This window comes from Polaromonas jejuensis NBRC 106434 (assembly GCF_001598235.1).
GTDB classification, from domain to species: domain Bacteria; phylum Pseudomonadota; class Gammaproteobacteria; order Burkholderiales; family Burkholderiaceae_C; genus Polaromonas; species Polaromonas jejuensis.
In genome coordinates, this window is the sequence record NZ_BCYO01000003.1 from 14,365 (window position 1) to 32,019 (window position 17,655).

The following is a 17,655-nucleotide window of genomic DNA, read 5'->3' on the forward strand; positions in this document are numbered from 1 at the left end:
AAAGAGGAATCATCAAAATGTCCACAGCAACTGTTTATACGTCCGCCAAGCCTGTTGGCTTTAGCGATCAGGCGCGGCTTTACATTGCCGCCTTCATCATCGTCCTGATCGCGGAATATATCGGTAACGTCGCCATTCCGCTGGGGCCGGCAAAGATCGTGCTTCTGCCGCTGTTGTGGGCGTTGCTGATGGGCGCAGCTCTTGGGCTCGCGAGCAAGCGCATGCCACCTGGCGTAAGCATTACAAGCGAGCTACAGCGTTCAGCTGCGGCGCTCTTGCAGCCTGCGCTACTTCTCTTCATTGCGAAGCTGGGTCTTCTGGTTGGCGGTTCCATACCAAAGCTTGCCGCCTCTGGAGGGGGCCTGTTTCTCCAGGAGTTTGGGCATTTTTTCGGGACCATGGTTTTTGGCCTGCCCATCGCGTTGCTGCTCGGCATCAAGCGGCAAGCCATCGGTGCAACCTTCTCTGTCGGCCGTGAGCCGAGTTTGGCCATCATTGCCGAACGCTTCGGCATGAAATCACCCGAAGGACAAGGGGTGCTTGCCGAATACCTCACCGGCACCGTATTCGGCGCGGTATTTATCGCACTGCTGGCTGGTCTGCTTGCAAGCCTGAATCTCTTTAATCCTCTGGCGCTGGCGATGGGCGCAGGCGTTGGTTCTGGCAGCATGATGGCTGCGGCCTCTGGCGCCATTGCCGCCCAGCAAACGCCTGAAGTGGCGAAAGACGTGGCGGCATTCGCGGCGGCGAGCAACCTTATTACCACCACGATCGGAACCTACTTCACGTTGTTCCTGTCTCTGCCGTTCACGATCTGGGCGTACAAGGTTCTTGAGCCCATTCTGGGCCGCACGACCAAGGCCAGCGTGACGGCGGATGCTGATGTCGGTGCGGATGTCGATCACGAAACACCACCCCTGGACATTCCCGCACAAGTCCTCGTGTGGGTTCTCGTCGGCGTGTTCGCTCTTTTCGGCAACTGGATCAACTACAAGGTGCCGGCGACTGATCCGATGGCGCTTGGTGGCATGGCCATCATCATCGGTGTGGTGCTTGTCGGCTACCTCCTTTATCGCCTCACGATGCGCAAGCTTCCCGCAGTCATCTGGGTGTCTTTGGTCGGGATGGCTCTTACGTATCCGGCATTCCCCTTTTCCGCCTCGATTTCGGCCATGACTGGCAAGATCAACTTCCTCGCGCTGTCGACGCCGATCCTCGCTTTCGCGGGTCTTTCGATCGCCAAGGACGTGCCGGCCTTCCGCCGCCTCGGTTGGCGCATTGTGGTCGTCTCTTTCGCTGCCAACGCGGGCACGTTCATCGGCGCGGCCATCATTGCCCAATTCTTCATGCACAACCCCGGCGTCTGACATGACTCAAGCAATGGAACAATCCATCCTGGGCGCTGACTTGGTGGAATCCATGGTCAGCTGGAGGCGTGATCTCCATGCTCACCCAGAACTTGCTTTCGCCGAGTTCAGGACGTCGGACAAGGTCGCCGCCGAATTGTCCGCAATGGGGATCGATATCCATCGAGGCCTTGGGAAAACCGGCGTTGTCGGTACCTTGACCAATGGCGAGGGTCCCTCCATCGGACTTCGCGCGGACATGGACGCGTTGCCGGTGGTTGAGCTGGGCGACATCCCGCATTGCTCGACTCACGCCGGCCGTATGCATGCCTGCGGCCACGACGGCCATACCGCAATGCTTTTGGGGGCAGCCAAGCACCTTGCCCGTGAGCGGAACTTCAAGGGAACGGTTCACTTTATTTTCCAGCCGGCTGAAGAGAATGAAGGGGGGGGTAGGGCTATGGTGGAAGACGGTCTTTTCACGCGCTTTCCCTGTGACGCGGTCTATGGAATGCACAACTGGCCCGGACTGAAAGCGGGCCAGTTCGCGATCAACCACGGCCCCATGATGGCCGCCCTCGACACTTTTGAGGTCGAGATCCAGGGGCGCGGTAGCCACGCGGCCATGCCCGAGCAAGGCATTGACCCCTTCATCAGTGTGGCGCAAATTGTCATGTCGCTGCAGACCATTCCCAGCCGCTTGTTAAGCGCGCTGGACTCGGCGGTGGTTAGCGTGACCCAGATTCACGGCGGCGACGCCATGAACGTGATTCCTGACAGTGTCGTGATACGCGGGACCGCAAGGTGCTTTTCAGAAATCGTACGAGCACGGGTTGAAGAGTCTTTGCGTTCGATCTGCCAGCTAGTGGCCGCTGCGCACGGTGCTACGGCCAGCGTAGCTTACAAAAAAGGTTACCCACCAACAATCAATACGCCGGCGCAAACTGACAACGCGATCATCGCTGCAAAAGCCCTTGTGGGCAGCAACAACGTCCAACTTGGTGTCAAGCCATCGATGGCGTCGGAAGATTTCGCCTTCATGCTCCAGGCGTGTCCAGGCGCCTATATCTGGCTTGGAGCGGATGGCTCTCAGCCCAGCAAGCCTCTTCACAACCCTCGATACGACTTCAACGATTCAACGCTCGCGCTCGGCGCGGCCTATTGGGTAAGCCTTGTGCAAACCCAGCTAGTCTGACCCGGTCAATTTCACTTATAACCAAGCCTGCGAGGCAACACATTGGCAGTCAGCATTTTTGACCTTTTCAAAATAGGTATCGGCCCGTCGAGTTCCCACACCGTGGGGCCGATGAGGGCCGCTCGCCTTTTTACTCTGCGCTTAGTCAGCGAAGGCGTATTGGATTCCGTGGCACGCGTGAAGTCTGAGCTCTATGGCTCCTTGGGCGCCACAGGGAAAGGCCATGGAAGTGACACCGCCATTTTGTTAGGCCTTGCCGGGTATGAGCCTGACACTGTTCAGCCAGACGATATCCCGACCTTGCTGGCAGACATTCGTAGCAGGGGCCGCGTAGAGCTGCTTGGACGGCGTGGCATTGCGCTCAATGAGAAGGCCGACGTTCTTTTCTACCTTCTTAAAACCTTGCCCTTCCACGCGAACGGTATGAAGTTCACGGCATTTGACTCACGCGGGGAAGAACTTACGTCTCACACCTACTACTCTGTGGGAGGTGGCTTTGTGGTGAGCGACCAAGTCGCCGAGGACGGCAGCAAGCAGAAGGTGATCGCACCAGACGTCACTGTCTTGCCACTCCCGTTCCGAACCGGAGACGACCTTCTCGCTATCACTCGTGATCTTGGATGCAGTATTGCCGAGGTGATGAGAAGGAACGAACGGCATTGGAGAAGTGATGCGGAGATCGACAGTGGCCTTTTGAAAATTTGGTCGGTGATGCAGGATTGTGTGAGCAGAGGTTGCCGCGCTGAGGGGAGGCTTCCTGGCGGCTTCAAGGTCAGGCGCAGAGCGGCCGCGTTGCACCGCGCCTTAACCGCGCCATCGTCAGATCAAAAGGCGCCGGACCCGTTGATTGTGTTGGATTGGGTAAACCTTTACGCGCTAGCTGTGAATGAAGAAAACGCTTCTGGCGGCCGTGTAGTGACTGCTCCTACCAATGGGGCGGCCGGAATCATTCCGGCGGTCCTGCATTACTATGCACGTCATTTGTCGAGCGCAACAGATGCTGGCGTCATCGACTTCCTGCTGACGGCGGGAGCCATAGGGATACTTTATAAAGAGAATGCATCCATCTCGGGCGCAGAGGTTGGTTGCCAAGGCGAGGTTGGCGTGGCTTGCTCCATGGCCTCGGCAGCACTCTGTGCAGTGATGGGCGGTTCACCTGAACAAGTAGAGAACGCTGCGGAAATCGGCATGGAGCACCATTTGGGACTGACGTGCGATCCTGTGGGAGGGCTGGTGCAGATACCATGCATCGAGCGCAACGCCATTGCGTCGGTAAAAGCCATTAATGCAGCTCGAATGGCCCTTCATGGCGATGGAACGCATCATGTCAGCTTGGATAAAGTCATCAAAACCATGCGCGAGACGGGCGCAGACATGATGACTAAATACAAAGAGACCTCGCGTGGAGGGCTCGCGGTCAACATCGTCGAGTGCTAGAAATGTTCTCTGTCTTAACCCTCCCAGGATAGGGAAATTCGGAGCCCGGTCACTGGCACGAACACTGGGAATCGAACGGACTCGGCGCTCGCCAGGTGAGTTTCGGTGAATGGCATAAACCCGAACTTGGGCAATGGATGCGCCGGCTTGACAACGCGGTCAAGGATGAGGGGCGACCGATACTTTTAGCGGCACACAGCCTTGGCGCACTGACGATCGCTCATTGGGCTGCGGGGGGAGGGCGCGGATGCGTCGGAGCTCTGCTCGTCGCAGTGCCCGATCCCAAAGCGCCAATTTTCCCGAACGCACGCGGTTTTGAGCCCGTGCCGGAGAGTCGGCTCCCTTTCCCATGCATCGTCGTCGCGAGCGCCAACGATCCGCATTCATGAAAGTTAGTGGGACTTCCGTGCAAGGGCGGCTAGAGCCAGCCCGGCTGCCTGAAGGCCTGCGCCAGGAAGTCCACCATGACACGGATTTTGCCCGAAAGGTGTTTTCGGCTCGGGTACACGGCGTGGATGCCCAGCGCCGGCCCGCGGTAGTGCGGCAGGATTTCCACGAGGCGGCCGGCTTTGAGGTCCGGCCCCACCAGAAAGCCGGGTTGCAGCACGATGCCCTGGTCGGCCAGGGCCGCCGCACGGCAGGTATCGCCGCTGTTGGCGCGCAGGCGGGGATGGGTGGTCACGGATTCCGGTCCCTGGGGCCCCGCAAACGTCCACACATCGCCGGCCGACCAGTAGGAGTAGGCCATCACGCTGTGCTGGGCCAGGTCTTTCAGCTGCGCAATGGCGGGGGCGCGCTGCAGGTAGGTGGGCGAGGCGCACAGAATGGCCCGGTCGCTGCTGAGCGGGCGCGCCACCAGGCTGGAGCTTTGCAGGCTGGTGGCGGCGCTGATGCGGACGGCCAGGTCAAAGCCTTCTTCGACCAGATCGACCACGCGGTCGGCCAGCGTCACGTCCAGCTCGACTTGCGGATAGGCCTTGAGGAACTCGCCCCACAGCGGCGCCAGGTGCAGATTGCCAAAGGTCAGCGGCGCGTTGATCTTGAGGCGGCCCGCGGGCTGGGCCGTGGTGGCGCTGGCCGCGGCGTTGGCGTCGGCCAGCTCGTCCAGGATCTGGCGGCCGCGCTCGAAGTAGTCCGAGCCCGAGTCCGTGAGTGACAGCCGCCGCGTGGTGCGGTTCAACAGCCGGGTGCCGAGCTGAGCTTCGAGCTCCAGCACCAGGCGCGAAACCACGGCCTTGGAGCAGTCCAGTTTGTCGGCGGCCCTGACAAAACTGCCGCTTTGCACCACGGCAACAAAGGCTTGGAGCTGGCGAAATTGGTCCATGGGTTTGGCGCTTCAGAAGTTTATTGTCTAAAAAACAAAGACAATTATTCAATAAATTTGATATTTATCTTTGATTTCCGGATAGATACAGTGGCGGCATGAGCTTTGGAAAGAATGACCCCATGAGTCGCCCCGCACTGCCTTTACTTCCTGTCCTGTATGTTTCCCATGGCGCACCGCTGTTCGCCATTGAGGCTGGCACCACCGGCCCGGCGCTCACGCGCTGGGGCCGGCAACTGGCCGCTTCCGCTACGCTGCGCGGCATCGTCATCATGTCGCCGCACTGGATGGCGCGCGCGCCCGCCGTCATGAGTAATCCGGCGCCGGCCACCTGGCATGACTTTGGCGGTTTTCCGCCCGCGCTGTACGAGCTGCAATATCCCGCAGCCGGCCACCCGGCCCTGGCGTCTGAGGTGCTGGGCTTGCTGAAGGCGGCCGGCCTGCCGGCCGACAGCGACGCCGAACGGCCGCTGGACCATGGCGCCTGGGTGCCGCTGATGCATTTGTTCCCCGAGGCGCAGGTGCCGGTGGTTCAAGTCGCCCTGCCCGTGGGCGCCGGCCCGGCACAGGTCCTGGCCATGGGCCGGGCCCTGAGCGGCCTGCGGGAGCAAGGCGTTTTGCTCATCGGCTCGGGCAGCATGACGCACAACCTGCGCGAGTTTTTTGGTGGCGCACGCGAGCCGGCGCCCTATGTGATCGAGTTCAGTCGCTGGGTCGAGTCGGCGATTGAGCGCGGCGACCAGGCCACCCTGCTGGACTACCGCCGCCAGGCCCCGCACGCGCAGCGCGCGCACCCGAGTGAAGACCATTTCCTGCCGCTGTTTTTTGCGCTGGGGGCAGCCGGCTGGGGCGAGGATGAGTCGGTGAAGGCCGACTACCTGAGCCGCGAAGTGATGTACGGCATTCTGGCCATGGATTCGTTTGCGCTCGCTACGGCGCAGCCGGCCTGAAACCCTGCAAGGTGTTAAAAAAGGATTGATATGAGTGAAACAAGCCTGCAGCCCAATGCCAACGGGCGCCAACAGCTATCTTTTTTGAAGCGTGACGCCGCGCCGGGGAGCACCCAGCCGTGGCTGCTGGTCCTGATGCACGGCGTGGGCAGCAACGAGGCCGACCTGTTTGGCCTGGCCGCCCATGTGCCGGCCCAGTTCCATGTGGTCAGCCTGCGCGCGCCCAACGTGGTGGGCCATGGCGCCTACGCCTGGTTCCAGTTTGGCGTCACGCCGCAGGGCCAGCGCGTCATCAACCAGGCGCAGGAAGCAGCGAGCCGCCAGCTGGTGGCCGATACCATTGCGGCGCTGTCGCAGCAGCTCGGCGTGCCGCCCGAGCGTGTGGTGCTGGGCGGCTTCAGCCAGGGCGGCATCATGGCCCTGTCGCTGCTGCTGACGCAGCCGCAACTGCTGCAAGGGGCCATGGTGCTGCACAGCCGTCTGCTGGCGGAGGTGCTGCCGCAGATCGCCCCGGCCGGGCAACTGCAAGGCAAGCAGCTCTGGGTCAGCGCGGGCACGCGCGACCAGGTGCTGCCGCTGGCCCATGCCCAGGCGATTCGCGATCAGCTGCAAACGCTACCGCTCACGCTGCGCTATGCCGAGTTTCCCAATGCCCATGAAATCACCCCCGATGAGCTGGCGCAGGCCATGCAGTGGCTGAAGGAACTGGCGGCGTAGCTGGTGCGCTGCCTTCTACGGACGCGTCGCCGCCTCCATGCCTTCGGCCTGCGGGTTGTTTTTAAGTGAAATCCGCCTCCAGCCCTTGGCTTTCATGCGCAGCCAGCTATAGAAATGATAGTGAATGCGGCGCGGGGCCGGCCTACAGGCTGTCCCGCACCCGGGCTGTGATGTCCAGGGAGTGCTGCGCGATCAGGGGATCGTGGACAGGGATGGTCAGCATCAACTCGTCGGCTTCGGTGTCCGCCATGAAATGGCGAAGGCTGGCTGCCAGCGTGGCGGCCGAGCCTGCCATGGCGTACTTGAGCATGTGCTGGACGCCGGTTTTTTCAGCCGGCGACCAGTAGGCGTCGATGTTGTCGATTGGCGGCGGCATCAGGCCAGGGTGGCCGCGCAGCAGGTTGGTCATGGCCTGCTGGATGGAGCTGAACTGGTAACGTGCTGCAGCATCGGTGTCGGCGGCCACCACATGGGCCACGACCATGGCATAGGGCTTTGGCAGTTGCGCCGAAGGCTTGAAGCGCTCACGGTAAATGTCCAGCGCGTGCATCAGCATGTCGGGCGCAAAGTGCGAGACAAACGCAAACGGCAGGCCCTGCTGGGCGGCGAGCTGGGCGCCGAAGAGGCTGGAGCCCAGCAGCCAGAGCGGGACCTTGAGCCCGGCACCGGGCACGGCACGGACTTGCTGACCGGGCTGCAGCGGTTCGAAATACCCCCTGAGCTCCTCCACGTCCTGCGCGAAGGTGTCGGCATGCTGGGTCTGCTCATGCCGCAGGGCGTGGGCGGTCAGCGGGTCGGTGCCGGTCGCCCGGCCCAGTCCGAGGTCGATCCGGCCTGGATAGAGCGAGGCCAGCGTGCCGAACTGCTCGGCGATCACCAGCGGGGCGTGGTAGGGCAGCATCACGCCGCCCGAGCCCACGCGAATCGTCTTCGTGCCGCCCGCCACATGGCCGATCAGCACGGCGGTGGCCGCGCTCGCAATACCCGGGTTGTTGTGGTGCTCGGCCAGCCAGAAGCGCCGGTACGCCAGTCTTTCCGCGTGCCGGGCCAGTGCCAGCGTGTGGCCAAAGGCATCGGCGGCCGTGGCACCCCTGACGATGGATGACAGATCAAGGACTGAAAATGGGATCATCGCAAGGCGATTATGGTTGGCATGCCGGGCGGGATGCAAGGCGGCGGCAGGCCTTCAGCGCTGCCCCGGTGACGGGCTGTCAGGAAGGTATAAACAGGGCATGACCTTCTCCATCACCGCTCCGCTGCCCGACGCAGCACAGACACTTCTGGCAACCGCGACCCGCATGGACACCCCTTGCGGGACCGGCCAGCTGGTCTGGCATGTCTGGGGCCAGACCAACGCCCATCCCGGCCTGGCGCCCGTGGTGCTGTTTCACGGCGGCAGCGGCAGCTGGACACACTGGTTGTGCAATGTTCCCGCGCTGGTGGCTTCGGGACGTCAGGTTCTGGTGCCCGACTTGCCCGGCTTTGGCGATTCCGCCGTGCCGCTGCAGGGCAACGATGCCGATGCCTTGCCCGAACCCCTTGAGCAGGGGCTGCAGCTTTTGCTTGGCGAGCGTGCCTGTGAACTGGTCGGGTTTTCCTTCGGGGGCATGGTGGCGGGCTTTCTGGCGGAGCGATTTCCGGCGCGGGTCGTCCGCCTGGTGATCGTGGGGGCGCCGGGGCTGGGCATTGACCCGCTGCGATCCATTCGTTTACGGGCCTGGCGGCATTTGCCCGAAGTGGCCCAGCGCGAGGCGGTGCACCGTGGCAATCTGGCGGCCTTGATGCTGTACCGGCCCGAAGCTGTCACCGAGACCGCTTTGCAACTGCATGTGGCCAATGTCATGCGTGACCGGATGAAAGGGCGGCGCTTGTCGCGCACCGATGCGCTGCGGCGCTCGCTGGCGCAGGTGCAGTGCCGGGTTGACGCGATTTATGGCCGGGAAGATGCGCTCTACCGGGGGGAAGCCGAGGCCTTGGCGACGGCCTTGCAGCAGGCCCCCCATTTCAGGTCGCTGACCTGGATTGAGGATGCCGGACACTGGGTTCAGTTTGAGCGCCACCACGCGTTTGACGAGGCGCTGCGCAAGGTATTGCGCCAGTCAGCTGGCGTGATGGATTGATAAAGGCCAGTCCGGCCAGCGGCGGCAAAACAGGCCGCCGGGTTCTTCCTTGCGGGGGCTGTCTCGCTACGCCTTACTTTTCGATGGCCAGCAGTTCGACCTCGAAGGTCAGCGTGGCGTTGGGCGGCACGACGCCGCCGGCGCCGCGTTCGCCATAGGCCGTGGCGGGCGGGCAGGTCAGCGTGGCCTTGCCGCCGACCTTGATTTTTTGCAGGCCTTCCGTCCAGCACGGCACCACCCGGCTGAGCGGGAAGGTGGCGGGGCTGCCGCGTTTGTAGGAGCTGTCAAATTCCTTGCCATCGGCGAGGGTGCCGCGGTAGTGGACCCTGACCGTGTCCGAGGCCTTCGGTTGCGGGCCGCTGCCATCAACGCTGTGCACAATCTTGACGCCCGTGGGCAGCGTCTCGGCGGGTGCTGCGGCGAAGGCCTGGCCGGCCAGGGCCAAAGTGGCGAGCAGGGCCAGAAGGGGTTTTGTGGTTTTCATGGTGGTGGGCGTTAGGAGGGATAGTTTTCTGAACAAAAAAGCAGCGCGCGTTGAGGTGTCCGGGGAATTATCTCCGGCTGGCGCGACGCGCTGTAACGGAACGCTACAGTCCGCATCAGCTGGCGCGGCCCAGCAGCAGAGGCAATGAAGACGCCAGCAAGGCCAGGCCCGAAGCCGTCAGCAGGCCGAGCACGATTTTTCGGAACGCCGCCTCGCTGAGGCCGATGTAAACGCGGCCGCCGAGAAGAGAGGGAATCAGCATCGCCGGGATCACGACGGCCAGCATGGGCAGGGTGTCGCGCGTCACGATACCGGTGGCGACATAGGTGCTCATGGTGACCGCCAGCACGGCCAGATTGAAGTTCTGGATGATGGCGCGCTGGGCGTCCTTGTCATAGCCCCGCAAGGTGCACCAGAGCGTGGGAATGACGCCGGAAAAACCACCCATGGCGCTCATGACGCCGCCCAGGCTGCCCGCCAGGCCATCGCCGAGCCGTCCGCCGACGCGGATGCGCGGCAGGCGCCCGGCCATCAGCATGGCCGGGCACCAGAGCATGAGCAGCAGGCCCAGAAAGGTTTTGAACATCTGCACGTCCAGCCAGGGCAGCACCAGCAAGCCGACGGGAATGCCCAGCAGGCCGCCGGCCAGGAACGGGGCCAGCCGTCGCAGTTCAAAGCCGCGTCTCACCGTGACCGCCGCAATCAGTTGCCCGGTCAGTGCCCCGCAGACCACCAGGGCGGCGGCCAGGCGGGGGTCCAGCGTCCAGGCCCAGAAGGACATGGCGACCAGGCCAAAGCCGAAGCCCGAGAGGCCTTGCACAAAACCGGCCACGACGGCGCCCGTCACGATCAGCGCGGTCTGCGAATCCATGCCGGGCCAGGTCGTGCGGCGCGTCTTGACAGCCTGCGGCCTGCCTCAGGCGTAGTTGCCCACGGGCACGCAGCTGCAAAATAGGTTGCGGTCGCCGTGGACGTTGTCCACGCGGCCCACCGGCGGCCAGTACTTGAGCTGCTTGAGCGTTTCCAGCGGGAAGGCACCGGTCTCGCGCGAGTAGGGGCGGTCCCAGTCGGCACCCATCAGGCTGGCCGCGGTGTGCGGCGCATGCTTGAGCGGGTTGTTGTCCTGCGGCCATTGCCCGCCTTCGACCTTGCGGATCTCTTCGCGGATCGCGATCATGGCGTTGATGAAGCGGTCCAGTTCGGCCAGGGTTTCGCTTTCGGTGGGCTCCACCATCAGCGTGCCGGGCACGGGAAAGCTCAGCGTCGGGGCGTGGAAGCCGTAGTCCATCAGGCGCTTGGCGACATCTTCGGCCGTCACGCCGCTGGTTTCCTTGAGCGGACGCAGGTCCAGAATGCACTCGTGGGCGACGTGACCGTTTTCGCTGGCGTACAGCGTGGGGTAGTGGTCCTTCAGGCGCGCGCTGATGTAGTTGGCGCTCAAAATGGCGACCTCGGTGGCCTGCTTCAGGCCTTCGGGGCCCATCATGCGGCAGTACATCCAGCTGATGGGCAGCACGGCCGCATTGCCCAGCGGTGCCGCAGAAATCGCGCCCACGCCATTGACGGGCAGGCCGGCCGTGGCATGGCCGGGCAGGTAGGGCACCAGGTCGGCCACCACGCACACCGGGCCGACACCGGGGCCGCCGCCGCCGTGCGGGATGCAGAAGGTCTTGTGCAGATTCAGGTGGCTCACGTCGCCGCCGAATTCGCCGGGCGCGGCCACGCCGACCAGCGCATTCATGTTGGCGCCATCGACATAAACCCGGCCGCCATGCGAGTGCACCAGCTGGCAGAGGTCCTTCACATGGGTCTCGAAGACGCCGTGGGTGCTGGGGTAGGTGATCATCACGCAGGCCAGGTGCTCGCTGTGCTTTTCGCACTTGGCCTGGAGGTCGGCCATGTCCACATTGCCATTCGCGTCACAGGCGGTCACCACGACCTGCAAACCGGCCATGTGGGCGCTGGCCGGGTTGGTACCGTGGGCGCTGGCCGGAATCAGGCAGATGTTGCGGTGGCGGCCGCCGTTGGCATTGTGAAAGGCCTTGATGGCCAGCAGGCCGGCATATTCACCCTGGGAGCCGGCATTGGGCTGCAGGCTGATGCCGGCATAGCCCGTGGCCTGGCACAGCCAGTCGCGCAGCTGCTTGTCGAGCTCGGCATAGCCCTGCAACTGGTCTTGCGGCGCGAAGGGATGGATGTTGGCGAACTCGGGCCAGGTGATGGGGATCATCTCGCTGGTCGCGTTGAGCTTCATGGTGCAGCTGCCCAGCGGGATCATGCTGCGGTCCAGCGCCAGGTCCTTGTCGCTGAGCGTACGGATGTAGCGCAGCATGCCGGTTTCGGAATGGTGGGTGTTGAACACCGGATGCGTCAGGAAGGCGCTGGTGCGGCGCAAGTCTTCGGGGATCAGGGAGGCGATGCCTTTTTCAAACGCGCTGACGACCGGCACGGTCTGGCCCGGCTTGGCGAAGAAGGACCAGAGCTGTTCGATGTCCGAGCGGCTGGTGGTTTCGTCCAGCGACACGCCCAGGTGATTGTTCAAGCGACAACGCAGGTTTACCCTTGACTGGCGGGCGCGTTCAGCTATTGAATTGGTAGCGTCCGCGGTGCGGATGGTGACCGAGTCAAAGGCTCCCGCGTTGGTGATTTCGTAGCCCAGTTCCTGCAGGCCGCGCACAAAAATGGCGGTGTAGGCGGCCACGCGTTCGGCGATGCGGCGCAGGCCTTGCGGGCCGTGGTAGACCGCATACATGCTGGCCATCACGGCGGGCAGCACCTGCGCGGTGCAGATGTTGGAGGTGGCTTTTTCGCGGCGTATGTGCTGCTCGCGGGTTTGCAGGGCCAGGCGGTAGGTCGGGTTGCCGTGGCTGTCCACGCTGACGCCGACCAGGCGGCCGGGCAGGGAGCGCTTGAATTCGTCGCGGCAGGCGAGGTAGGCCGCATGCGGGCCGCCATTGCCCATGGGCATGCCAAAGCGCTGCGTGCTGCCCAGCACGATGTCGGCGTCCCATTCGCCCGGGGGGGCGAGCAGGGTCAGCGCCAGCAGGTCGGCGGCCACGCACAGGGCGGCGCCATCGGCATGCGCCTGGCCGGCCAGCGGCCGCAGGTCATGAATGCTGCCGGTGGTGGCCGGGTACTGCGCCAGCACGCCGAAGTAGTTGCCCTCGGCCATCAGCAGCGGCAGGGTAGCTGACGCGGTGCTGACCTTGACTTCAATGCCCAGCGGTTTGGCGCGGGTCTGGATCACTTCAATGGTTTGCGGATGGCAGTCGCCGGCCACGATGAAGACACGGCTCTTGCTTTTCACGCTGCGCTTGGCCAGCGTCATGGCTTCGGCGGCGGCCGTGGCCTCGTCCAGCATGGAAGCATTGGCAACGGCCATGCCGGTCAGGTCGCAGACCATGGTCTGGAAGTTGATCAGCGCTTCCATGCGGCCCTGTGAAATCTCGGCCTGGTAGGGCGTGTAGGCGGTGTACCAGGCGGGGTTTTCAAGCACGTTGCGCAGGATCACGCCGGGCGTGTAGGTGCCGTAATAGCCCTGGCCGATAAAGCTTTTGAAGACCTGGTTTTTGGCGGCAATCGCCTTGAGCTGCTTGAGCGCCGCCGCCTCCGTGACCGGGGCGGGAATCGCCATGGCGCTGTGGCGCGCGATGGCGCGCGGCACAATGCCGTCGATCAGGTCCCGGCGCGAGGCCGAGCCCACGACGCTGAGCATGTGGACTTCGTCGGCCTCATCAATGCCGATGTGGCGGGCAATGAATTCGGATGGGTTTTCAAGATCGCCCAGCGGCTTGGCGGATTGCATCAACATGTCAGGGTCTCGGGTCAGGCTGTTTAGGAATATCAGGCGGCGGAGAAAGCGGTGTAGCTGGTTTCGTCCATCAGCGCATCCAGCTGCGAAGGCGCTGAAAGCTTGATCTTGAAGAACCAGCCGGCACCCAGCGGGTCGCTGTTGGCCAGTGACGGATCGTCACGCAGGGCTTCGTTGATTTCGATGACTTCGCCGCTGACCGGCATGTAGACATCGGCGGCGGCCTTCACGGACTCCACCACGCCGGCGGTGTCTTTCTGGGCAAGGACGCTGCCGACGGCGGGCAGGTCGACAAACACCACATCGCCCAGGGCATCCTGCGCATGCACGGTGATGCCGACGGTGGCCGTGTCACCTTCAATCTTGAGCCATTCGTGGTCTTCGGTGTATTTGACGGTCATGGGGGTCTCCAGAGGTTGGGTAAGGAAGGGGTTAAAAAAGCAGGAAAGAAATCAGCCGCGACATCAGCCGCGGTAGTAGCGGGTCGGAACGAAAGGCATGGCCGACACCTCCATGGGCACCGCCTTGCCACGCACGATGGCGTTCACGCGGGTGCCCAGGGCGGCGAATTCGGGGCGCACATAGCCGATGGCCACGGGCTGGTTGATCGTGGGGCCCAGCAGGCCGCTGGTGACTTCGCCAATCGGTGCGCCGTCGGCGCTTTGCAGTTCGGTGTGGTCGCGCACCGGAATGCGTTCCAGCGCGACCAGGCCCACGCGCTTTCTGGCCACGGTGCTGGCGGGGTCGGCGAGTTGGGCCAGAATTTTGCTGGCACCCGGAAAGCCGCCGGCGCGCGCGCCGCCCGTGCGGCGGACTTTTTGAATCGCCCAGTTCAGGCTGGCTTCCACCGGCGTGGTGCTGGTGTCGATGTCGTTGCCGTAAAGGCACAGGCCGGCTTCCAGCCGCAGCGAATTGCGCGCCCCCAGGCCTATGGGCTCGACTTCCGGCTGGGCGAGCAGGGCGCGCGCCAGCGTCTCGGCCTGCGATTCGTGCACCGAGATTTCGAAGCCGTCTTCGCCCGTGTAGCCGCTGCGGGTCAGAAAACAGTCGCAGCCGGCGATGCTGAAGCGCCCGCCCGACATGAACACCAGCTGCTCCACACCGGGCGCCAGGCGCTGCAAGGCCGTCACGGCCTGCGGGCCCTGCAAGGCCAGCAGCGCCATCTCGGGCATGGGAATGACTTCACAGCGGGCGCCGATTTTTGCCTGGATATGGGCGATGTCGCCCGCCTTGCAGGCGCCGTTGACGATAAGGAAGAGGTCGCCGCCATTCGCATGGTCGCGGTTGAAAAACATCAGGTCGTCGATGATGCCGCCTTCGTCGTTGAGCAGCAGGCCGTAGCGCTGCTTGCCGGCGGGCAGGTCGATGACATCGACGGGTAGCAGGCTTTCGAGCGCGGCGGCGGCATCCGGCCCGACCAGGCGCAACTGGCCCATGTGCGAGACGTCAAACAGGCCGGCGGCGTTGCGGGTGTGGTGGTGCTCGGCCATCAGGCCGGCCGGGTATTGCACCGGCATGGAATAGCCGGCAAACGGTACCATGCGTGCGCCAAGCTCTACATGCAGGTCATGCAGCGGTGTTTTGAGAAGAGTTTCGGGGTTGGACACAGAGTTTTCTCCGGGGGCAAACTATAGTCATGGCCAAAAACCATGGGCTGCCCCTGCTGTCCACTTTACCTGAGAGATTCACCTGGCGATGCAGGTTTGCTCCTTCGGTGGGCCGCTTTGAAAACGGCCTCTCTCCAGTAGGGAACGCCTTCCGGCAGCGTGTACCGGAAAGCGCTTGCCAGTCCTTTTGCCTGAGCGTTCAGTGCCCCATTGTGGGTGGCACATGCGCCTTCGGCGGTTTTCTGTGAAAACTCTCTCCTGACCCGGCAAGTGTAACGGAAGCGGGGCTTAGGCCGCCATACTGGCGCTTGAATCGGCCGCTGGTAAAAGCATGGCAATGCGCTCGCTGAGGGAGTCCGCGCGCTCGTGGCCTGCGATGGTTTCAATTTCCTCCAGCATCTCGCGAGAGGCGGCGAGCATGCTCTCGCGGTCCTTGGCATTGCGCAGGGCTTCGCGAAAGCGCTCGGCCATGTCGGGGTTGCGCCGGACAAACATGCGTTCGCAGATGTCAAAGAGGAACATGCGCGTGGTGGCGAGGGAGCGTTTCCCCTCGAATGCGTCGGCCGCCACCGCAATGGCTTGCGCGGATTCCGGCCTGGGCTCGTTTGGACGCTGCCCGGTGCTCGTTGCGCCAGCTGCCGATTGGGGGGAAGGTACAGCCACGGGCGCCGCGGCCGACTTGATGCCCGGATGCGCCTCCAGAAAGCCCTCACGCAGCAGGCGCAGGGCAATTTCCTCGCCGTCGCCATCAAACAGCGGACGGAAATCCTGCACGGACTTGCTGCCGTCGGCCAGCAACAGCAGGGTGCGCTCGCGCTGGCCGAGCGTGCGCACGCCGGGTTTCAGTTCAGCACGGGCCCGGTCGGTTTTGTGAAGCTGCATGGGATCTCATTCATAGAGCAATGAACCTCCTAGCATCGCGCCCAAAGATGACAGGCGCGTGAATGCTTGTCCCGTTTATTTCGTGGACACCCGCTCACAAACAGCGCTGCAATGACACCCGGCAGAAAGAGGGCAGGCGATTGCAGCGCCGCCTCCAGCCGCAGTCAATCGCGCGAAAGTCGGGCACTGGCAGCGATGAACACATGATTACGGCGCCGTAGAGAACTTGAAAAGTCCAAGTAAACTGCGGCCTGGGTCGTTGGTGCGGGCTCCACCGTGGATATCTGCCTGATTGGCCTATAAAAAGAGGAGACAACATGGAAACAAAAACGCTTGATGGTGTTGAGAGCGCCCGCAGGCCTGCCGACAGCTTTGAAGCAGCCACCTATAACAAGGTCGGCTGGCGTCTGATCCCCTTCCTGCTGCTTTGCTATGTCGTTGCATATCTTGATCGCGTCAATGTTGGATTCGCCAAGCTGCAGATGCTGCAAGACCTGAATCTTAGCGAGACGGTTTATGGGCTGGGGGCGGGTATTTTTTTCATCGGCTATTTTCTGTTCGAGGTCCCGAGCAATGTGATCCTGCATCGGGTCGGCGCGCGCATCTGGATTGCGCGCATCATGGTGACCTGGGGGGTGATTTCGGCGGCGATGATGTTCGTCACATCGGCGACGAGTTTCTACGTGCTGCGCTTCCTGCTCGGTGTGGCCGAGGCGGGCTTCTTTCCCGGCATCATTCTTTATCTGACCTACTGGTACCCCGCCGAACGCCGGGGTCGCATGACCGCGCTGTTCATGACGGCGATCGCGCTGTCTGGCGTTATCGGCGGGCCGCTGTCGGGCTGGATCATGCACAGCTTTGCCGGTGTGAACGGTTTGAAAGACTGGCAGTGGCTCTTTATTCTTGAAGGCCTGCCCTCGATCATCATGGGCATCGTCACATTCTTTTATCTTGATGACCGGATCGCCCATGCGAAATGGCTGACGCCGCAAGAAAAGGCACTGCTCGAACGCAACATTGTCGCGGAGAACGCCGGCAAGCAGGACCTCGAAATTGGCGCGGTATTCACTGATCCAAGGGTCTGGCTGATGAGCCTGATCTACTTCAGCTTTGTGATGGGGCTTTACGGCGTCAGCTTTTGGTTGCCAACAATAATCAAGGCCACCGGCGTGAAAGATGCGCTGCAGATTGGTCTGCTGACCGCCATTCCCTTCGGTTTCGGAGTGGTTGCGATGGTCCTGGTGTCTCGCAGCGCCGATCGTAGCCGCGAACGACGCTGGCATATTGCCATTCCTGCGCTCTTGGGCGCTGCCGGCCTGGTGCTCAGCGCCGTTTGGGGGCAAAACACGGGACTTGCCATGGCAGCATTGACGCTGGCGACCATGGGTATCCTGACAACGCTGCCCTTGTTCTGGAGCCTGCCGACGGCGTTTCTTGCCGGAGCTGGCGCAGCAGCCGGGATTGCACTGATTAACTCCCTCGGGAATCTCGCTGGCTTTGTCAGTCCGTTTCTGGTTGGCTGGCTGAAGGACCTGACGCAAAGTACGAACACGGGCATGTATTTGCTGGCAGCGTCGATGGTGCTTGGCGCGCTGCTCACGCTGAGCGTGCCGGCTCGACTCGTCAACAAGTAACCTGGTCTAGGAGCGCATCTCTGTTGTGACGGCATCCGCGTTGTCACGCAGGTATTCGCTGATGAAAGACTCAAAGTTGCTGGCTGGCATAAGACCAAGCCCTCTAGCCCGCGCGGCATCGATCGTCGCGGGCCAGCGGGTCACGATA

15 protein-coding genes, 1 pseudogene and 2 riboswitches are annotated in these 17,655 nt (G+C 62.9%); of the genes and pseudogenes, 8 read left to right on the plus strand and 8 right to left on the minus strand.

The features are described from left to right. Positions 1-17 precede the first annotated feature (17 nt). The 4 genes and pseudogenes from PJE01S_RS04520 to PJE01S_RS26275 form a co-directional block, all read left to right on the plus strand. Positions 18-1,367, plus strand: coding sequence for a DUF3100 domain-containing protein (locus tag PJE01S_RS04520; protein ID WP_068831977.1), 1,350 nt, complete (start codon positions 18-20; stop codon positions 1,365-1,367). Positions 1,368-1,380: 13 nt separating this feature from the next. Further along, positions 1,381-2,541: a M20 aminoacylase family protein gene (locus tag PJE01S_RS04525; protein ID WP_068831978.1), complete on the plus strand. Its 1,161-nt coding sequence runs from the start codon at positions 1,381-1,383 to the stop codon at positions 2,539-2,541. A gap of 42 nt (positions 2,542-2,583) precedes the next feature. After that, a complete protein-coding gene (locus tag PJE01S_RS04530) occupies positions 2,584-3,978 on the plus strand; it encodes an L-serine ammonia-lyase (RefSeq protein ID WP_068831979.1) in 1,395 nt (464 codons plus the stop codon). Positions 3,979-4,025: 47 nt separating this feature from the next. Next, a pseudogene (locus PJE01S_RS26275) lies at positions 4,026-4,367 on the plus strand (RBBP9/YdeN family alpha/beta hydrolase); the annotation flags it as partial. 29 nt (positions 4,368-4,396) lie between these two features. Here PJE01S_RS26275 and PJE01S_RS04535 read toward each other — a convergent pair. Continuing rightward, positions 4,397-5,302 carry a LysR family transcriptional regulator gene (locus PJE01S_RS04535; RefSeq protein WP_068831980.1) on the minus strand — a complete coding sequence of 302 codons (906 nt, stop codon included), beginning with the start codon at positions 5,300-5,302 and terminating at the stop codon, positions 4,397-4,399. Positions 5,303-5,424: 122 nt separating this feature from the next. Between PJE01S_RS04535 and PJE01S_RS04540 the strand changes: the two genes are divergently transcribed. Continuing rightward, positions 5,425-6,252, plus strand: coding sequence for a DODA-type extradiol aromatic ring-opening family dioxygenase (locus PJE01S_RS04540; RefSeq protein ID WP_157090229.1), 828 nt, complete (start codon positions 5,425-5,427; stop codon positions 6,250-6,252). 30 nt (positions 6,253-6,282) lie between these two features. After that, positions 6,283-6,969: an alpha/beta hydrolase gene (locus PJE01S_RS04545; RefSeq protein ID WP_068831982.1), complete on the plus strand. Its 687-nt coding sequence runs from the start codon at positions 6,283-6,285 to the stop codon at positions 6,967-6,969. A 142-nt stretch (positions 6,970-7,111) separates the two neighbouring features. On the opposite strand, the gene PJE01S_RS04550 is transcribed toward PJE01S_RS04545, so the two are convergent. Beyond that, on the minus strand, positions 7,112-8,101 hold the full coding sequence (locus PJE01S_RS04550) for an LLM class flavin-dependent oxidoreductase (protein ID WP_068831983.1): 990 nt from the start codon (positions 8,099-8,101) through the stop codon (positions 7,112-7,114). A gap of 100 nt (positions 8,102-8,201) precedes the next feature. On the opposite strand from PJE01S_RS04550, the gene PJE01S_RS04555 reads away from it, so the two are divergent. After that, positions 8,202-9,089, plus strand: coding sequence for an alpha/beta fold hydrolase (locus PJE01S_RS04555; RefSeq protein WP_068831984.1), 888 nt, complete (start codon positions 8,202-8,204; stop codon positions 9,087-9,089). Between the two features lie 73 nt (positions 9,090-9,162). Here the strand turns inward: PJE01S_RS04555 and PJE01S_RS04560 are convergent, their stop codons facing one another. The 6 genes from PJE01S_RS04560 to PJE01S_RS04585 all read right to left on the minus strand — a co-directional run bounded on the left by PJE01S_RS04560 (position 9,163) and on the right by PJE01S_RS04585 (position 15,873). Beyond that, the gene (locus PJE01S_RS04560; RefSeq protein ID WP_068831985.1) at positions 9,163-9,573 is read right to left on the minus strand and encodes an FKBP-type peptidyl-prolyl cis-trans isomerase; all 411 of its coding nucleotides are present in this window, start codon (positions 9,571-9,573) and stop codon (positions 9,163-9,165) included. Between the two features lie 115 nt (positions 9,574-9,688). Then, the gene (locus tag PJE01S_RS04565; RefSeq protein ID WP_068831986.1) at positions 9,689-10,444 is read right to left on the minus strand and encodes a sulfite exporter TauE/SafE family protein; all 756 of its coding nucleotides are present in this window, start codon (positions 10,442-10,444) and stop codon (positions 9,689-9,691) included. Between the two features lie 45 nt (positions 10,445-10,489). Beyond that, complete coding sequence (gene gcvP, locus PJE01S_RS04570) at positions 10,490-13,384, minus strand: aminomethyl-transferring glycine dehydrogenase (RefSeq protein ID WP_068831987.1); 2,895 nt, start codon at positions 13,382-13,384, stop codon at positions 10,490-10,492. A gap of 32 nt (positions 13,385-13,416) precedes the next feature. Continuing rightward, the gene (gene gcvH / locus PJE01S_RS04575; RefSeq protein ID WP_068831988.1) at positions 13,417-13,785 is read right to left on the minus strand and encodes a glycine cleavage system protein GcvH; all 369 of its coding nucleotides are present in this window, start codon (positions 13,783-13,785) and stop codon (positions 13,417-13,419) included. Between the two features lie 63 nt (positions 13,786-13,848). Continuing rightward, a complete protein-coding gene (gene gcvT, locus PJE01S_RS04580) occupies positions 13,849-14,991 on the minus strand; it encodes a glycine cleavage system aminomethyltransferase GcvT (RefSeq protein WP_068831989.1) in 1,143 nt (380 codons plus the stop codon). Between the two features lie 46 nt (positions 14,992-15,037). Next, a riboswitch (glycine riboswitch) is annotated at positions 15,038-15,139 on the minus strand. 21 nt (positions 15,140-15,160) lie between these two features. Next, positions 15,161-15,262, minus strand: a riboswitch (glycine riboswitch). A gap of 17 nt (positions 15,263-15,279) precedes the next feature. Then, a complete protein-coding gene (locus PJE01S_RS04585; protein ID WP_068831990.1) occupies positions 15,280-15,873 on the minus strand; it encodes a hypothetical protein in 594 nt (197 codons plus the stop codon). A 317-nt stretch (positions 15,874-16,190) separates the two neighbouring features. Between PJE01S_RS04585 and PJE01S_RS04590 the strand changes: the two genes are divergently transcribed. After that, on the plus strand, positions 16,191-17,507 hold the full coding sequence (locus tag PJE01S_RS04590) for an MFS transporter (protein WP_068831991.1): 1,317 nt from the start codon (positions 16,191-16,193) through the stop codon (positions 17,505-17,507). The last annotated feature ends 148 nt before the right edge of the window (positions 17,508-17,655 follow it).

What these genes read in the sequence shown, in the direction of transcription:
- PJE01S_RS04520 (WP_068831977.1), top strand. Translation starts at nt 18, where the DNA reads ATGTCCACAGCAACTGTTTATACGTCCGCCAAGCCTGTTGGCTTTAGC.
- PJE01S_RS04525 (WP_068831978.1), top strand. Translation starts at nt 1,381, where the DNA reads ATGGAACAATCCATCCTGGGCGCTGACTTGGTGGAATCCATGGTCAGC.
- PJE01S_RS04535 (WP_068831980.1), bottom strand. Translation starts at nt 5,302, where the DNA reads ATGGACCAATTTCGCCAGCTCCAAGCCTTTGTTGCCGTGGTGCAAAGC.
- PJE01S_RS04540 (WP_157090229.1), top strand. Translation starts at nt 5,425, where the DNA reads ATGAGTCGCCCCGCACTGCCTTTACTTCCTGTCCTGTATGTTTCCCAT.
- PJE01S_RS04545 (WP_068831982.1), top strand. Translation starts at nt 6,283, where the DNA reads ATGAGTGAAACAAGCCTGCAGCCCAATGCCAACGGGCGCCAACAGCTA.
- PJE01S_RS04550 (WP_068831983.1), bottom strand. Translation starts at nt 8,101, where the DNA reads ATGATCCCATTTTCAGTCCTTGATCTGTCATCCATCGTCAGGGGTGCC.
- PJE01S_RS04555 (WP_068831984.1), top strand. Translation starts at nt 8,202, where the DNA reads ATGACCTTCTCCATCACCGCTCCGCTGCCCGACGCAGCACAGACACTT.
- PJE01S_RS04560 (WP_068831985.1), bottom strand. Translation starts at nt 9,573, where the DNA reads ATGAAAACCACAAAACCCCTTCTGGCCCTGCTCGCCACTTTGGCCCTG.
- PJE01S_RS04565 (WP_068831986.1), bottom strand. Translation starts at nt 10,444, where the DNA reads ATGGATTCGCAGACCGCGCTGATCGTGACGGGCGCCGTCGTGGCCGGT.
- gcvP (WP_068831987.1), bottom strand. Translation starts at nt 13,384, where the DNA reads ATGTTGATGCAATCCGCCAAGCCGCTGGGCGATCTTGAAAACCCATCC.
- gcvH (WP_068831988.1), bottom strand. Translation starts at nt 13,785, where the DNA reads ATGACCGTCAAATACACCGAAGACCACGAATGGCTCAAGATTGAAGGT.
- PJE01S_RS04585 (WP_068831990.1), bottom strand. Translation starts at nt 15,873, where the DNA reads ATGCAGCTTCACAAAACCGACCGGGCCCGTGCTGAACTGAAACCCGGC.
- PJE01S_RS04590 (WP_068831991.1), top strand. Translation starts at nt 16,191, where the DNA reads ATGGAAACAAAAACGCTTGATGGTGTTGAGAGCGCCCGCAGGCCTGCC.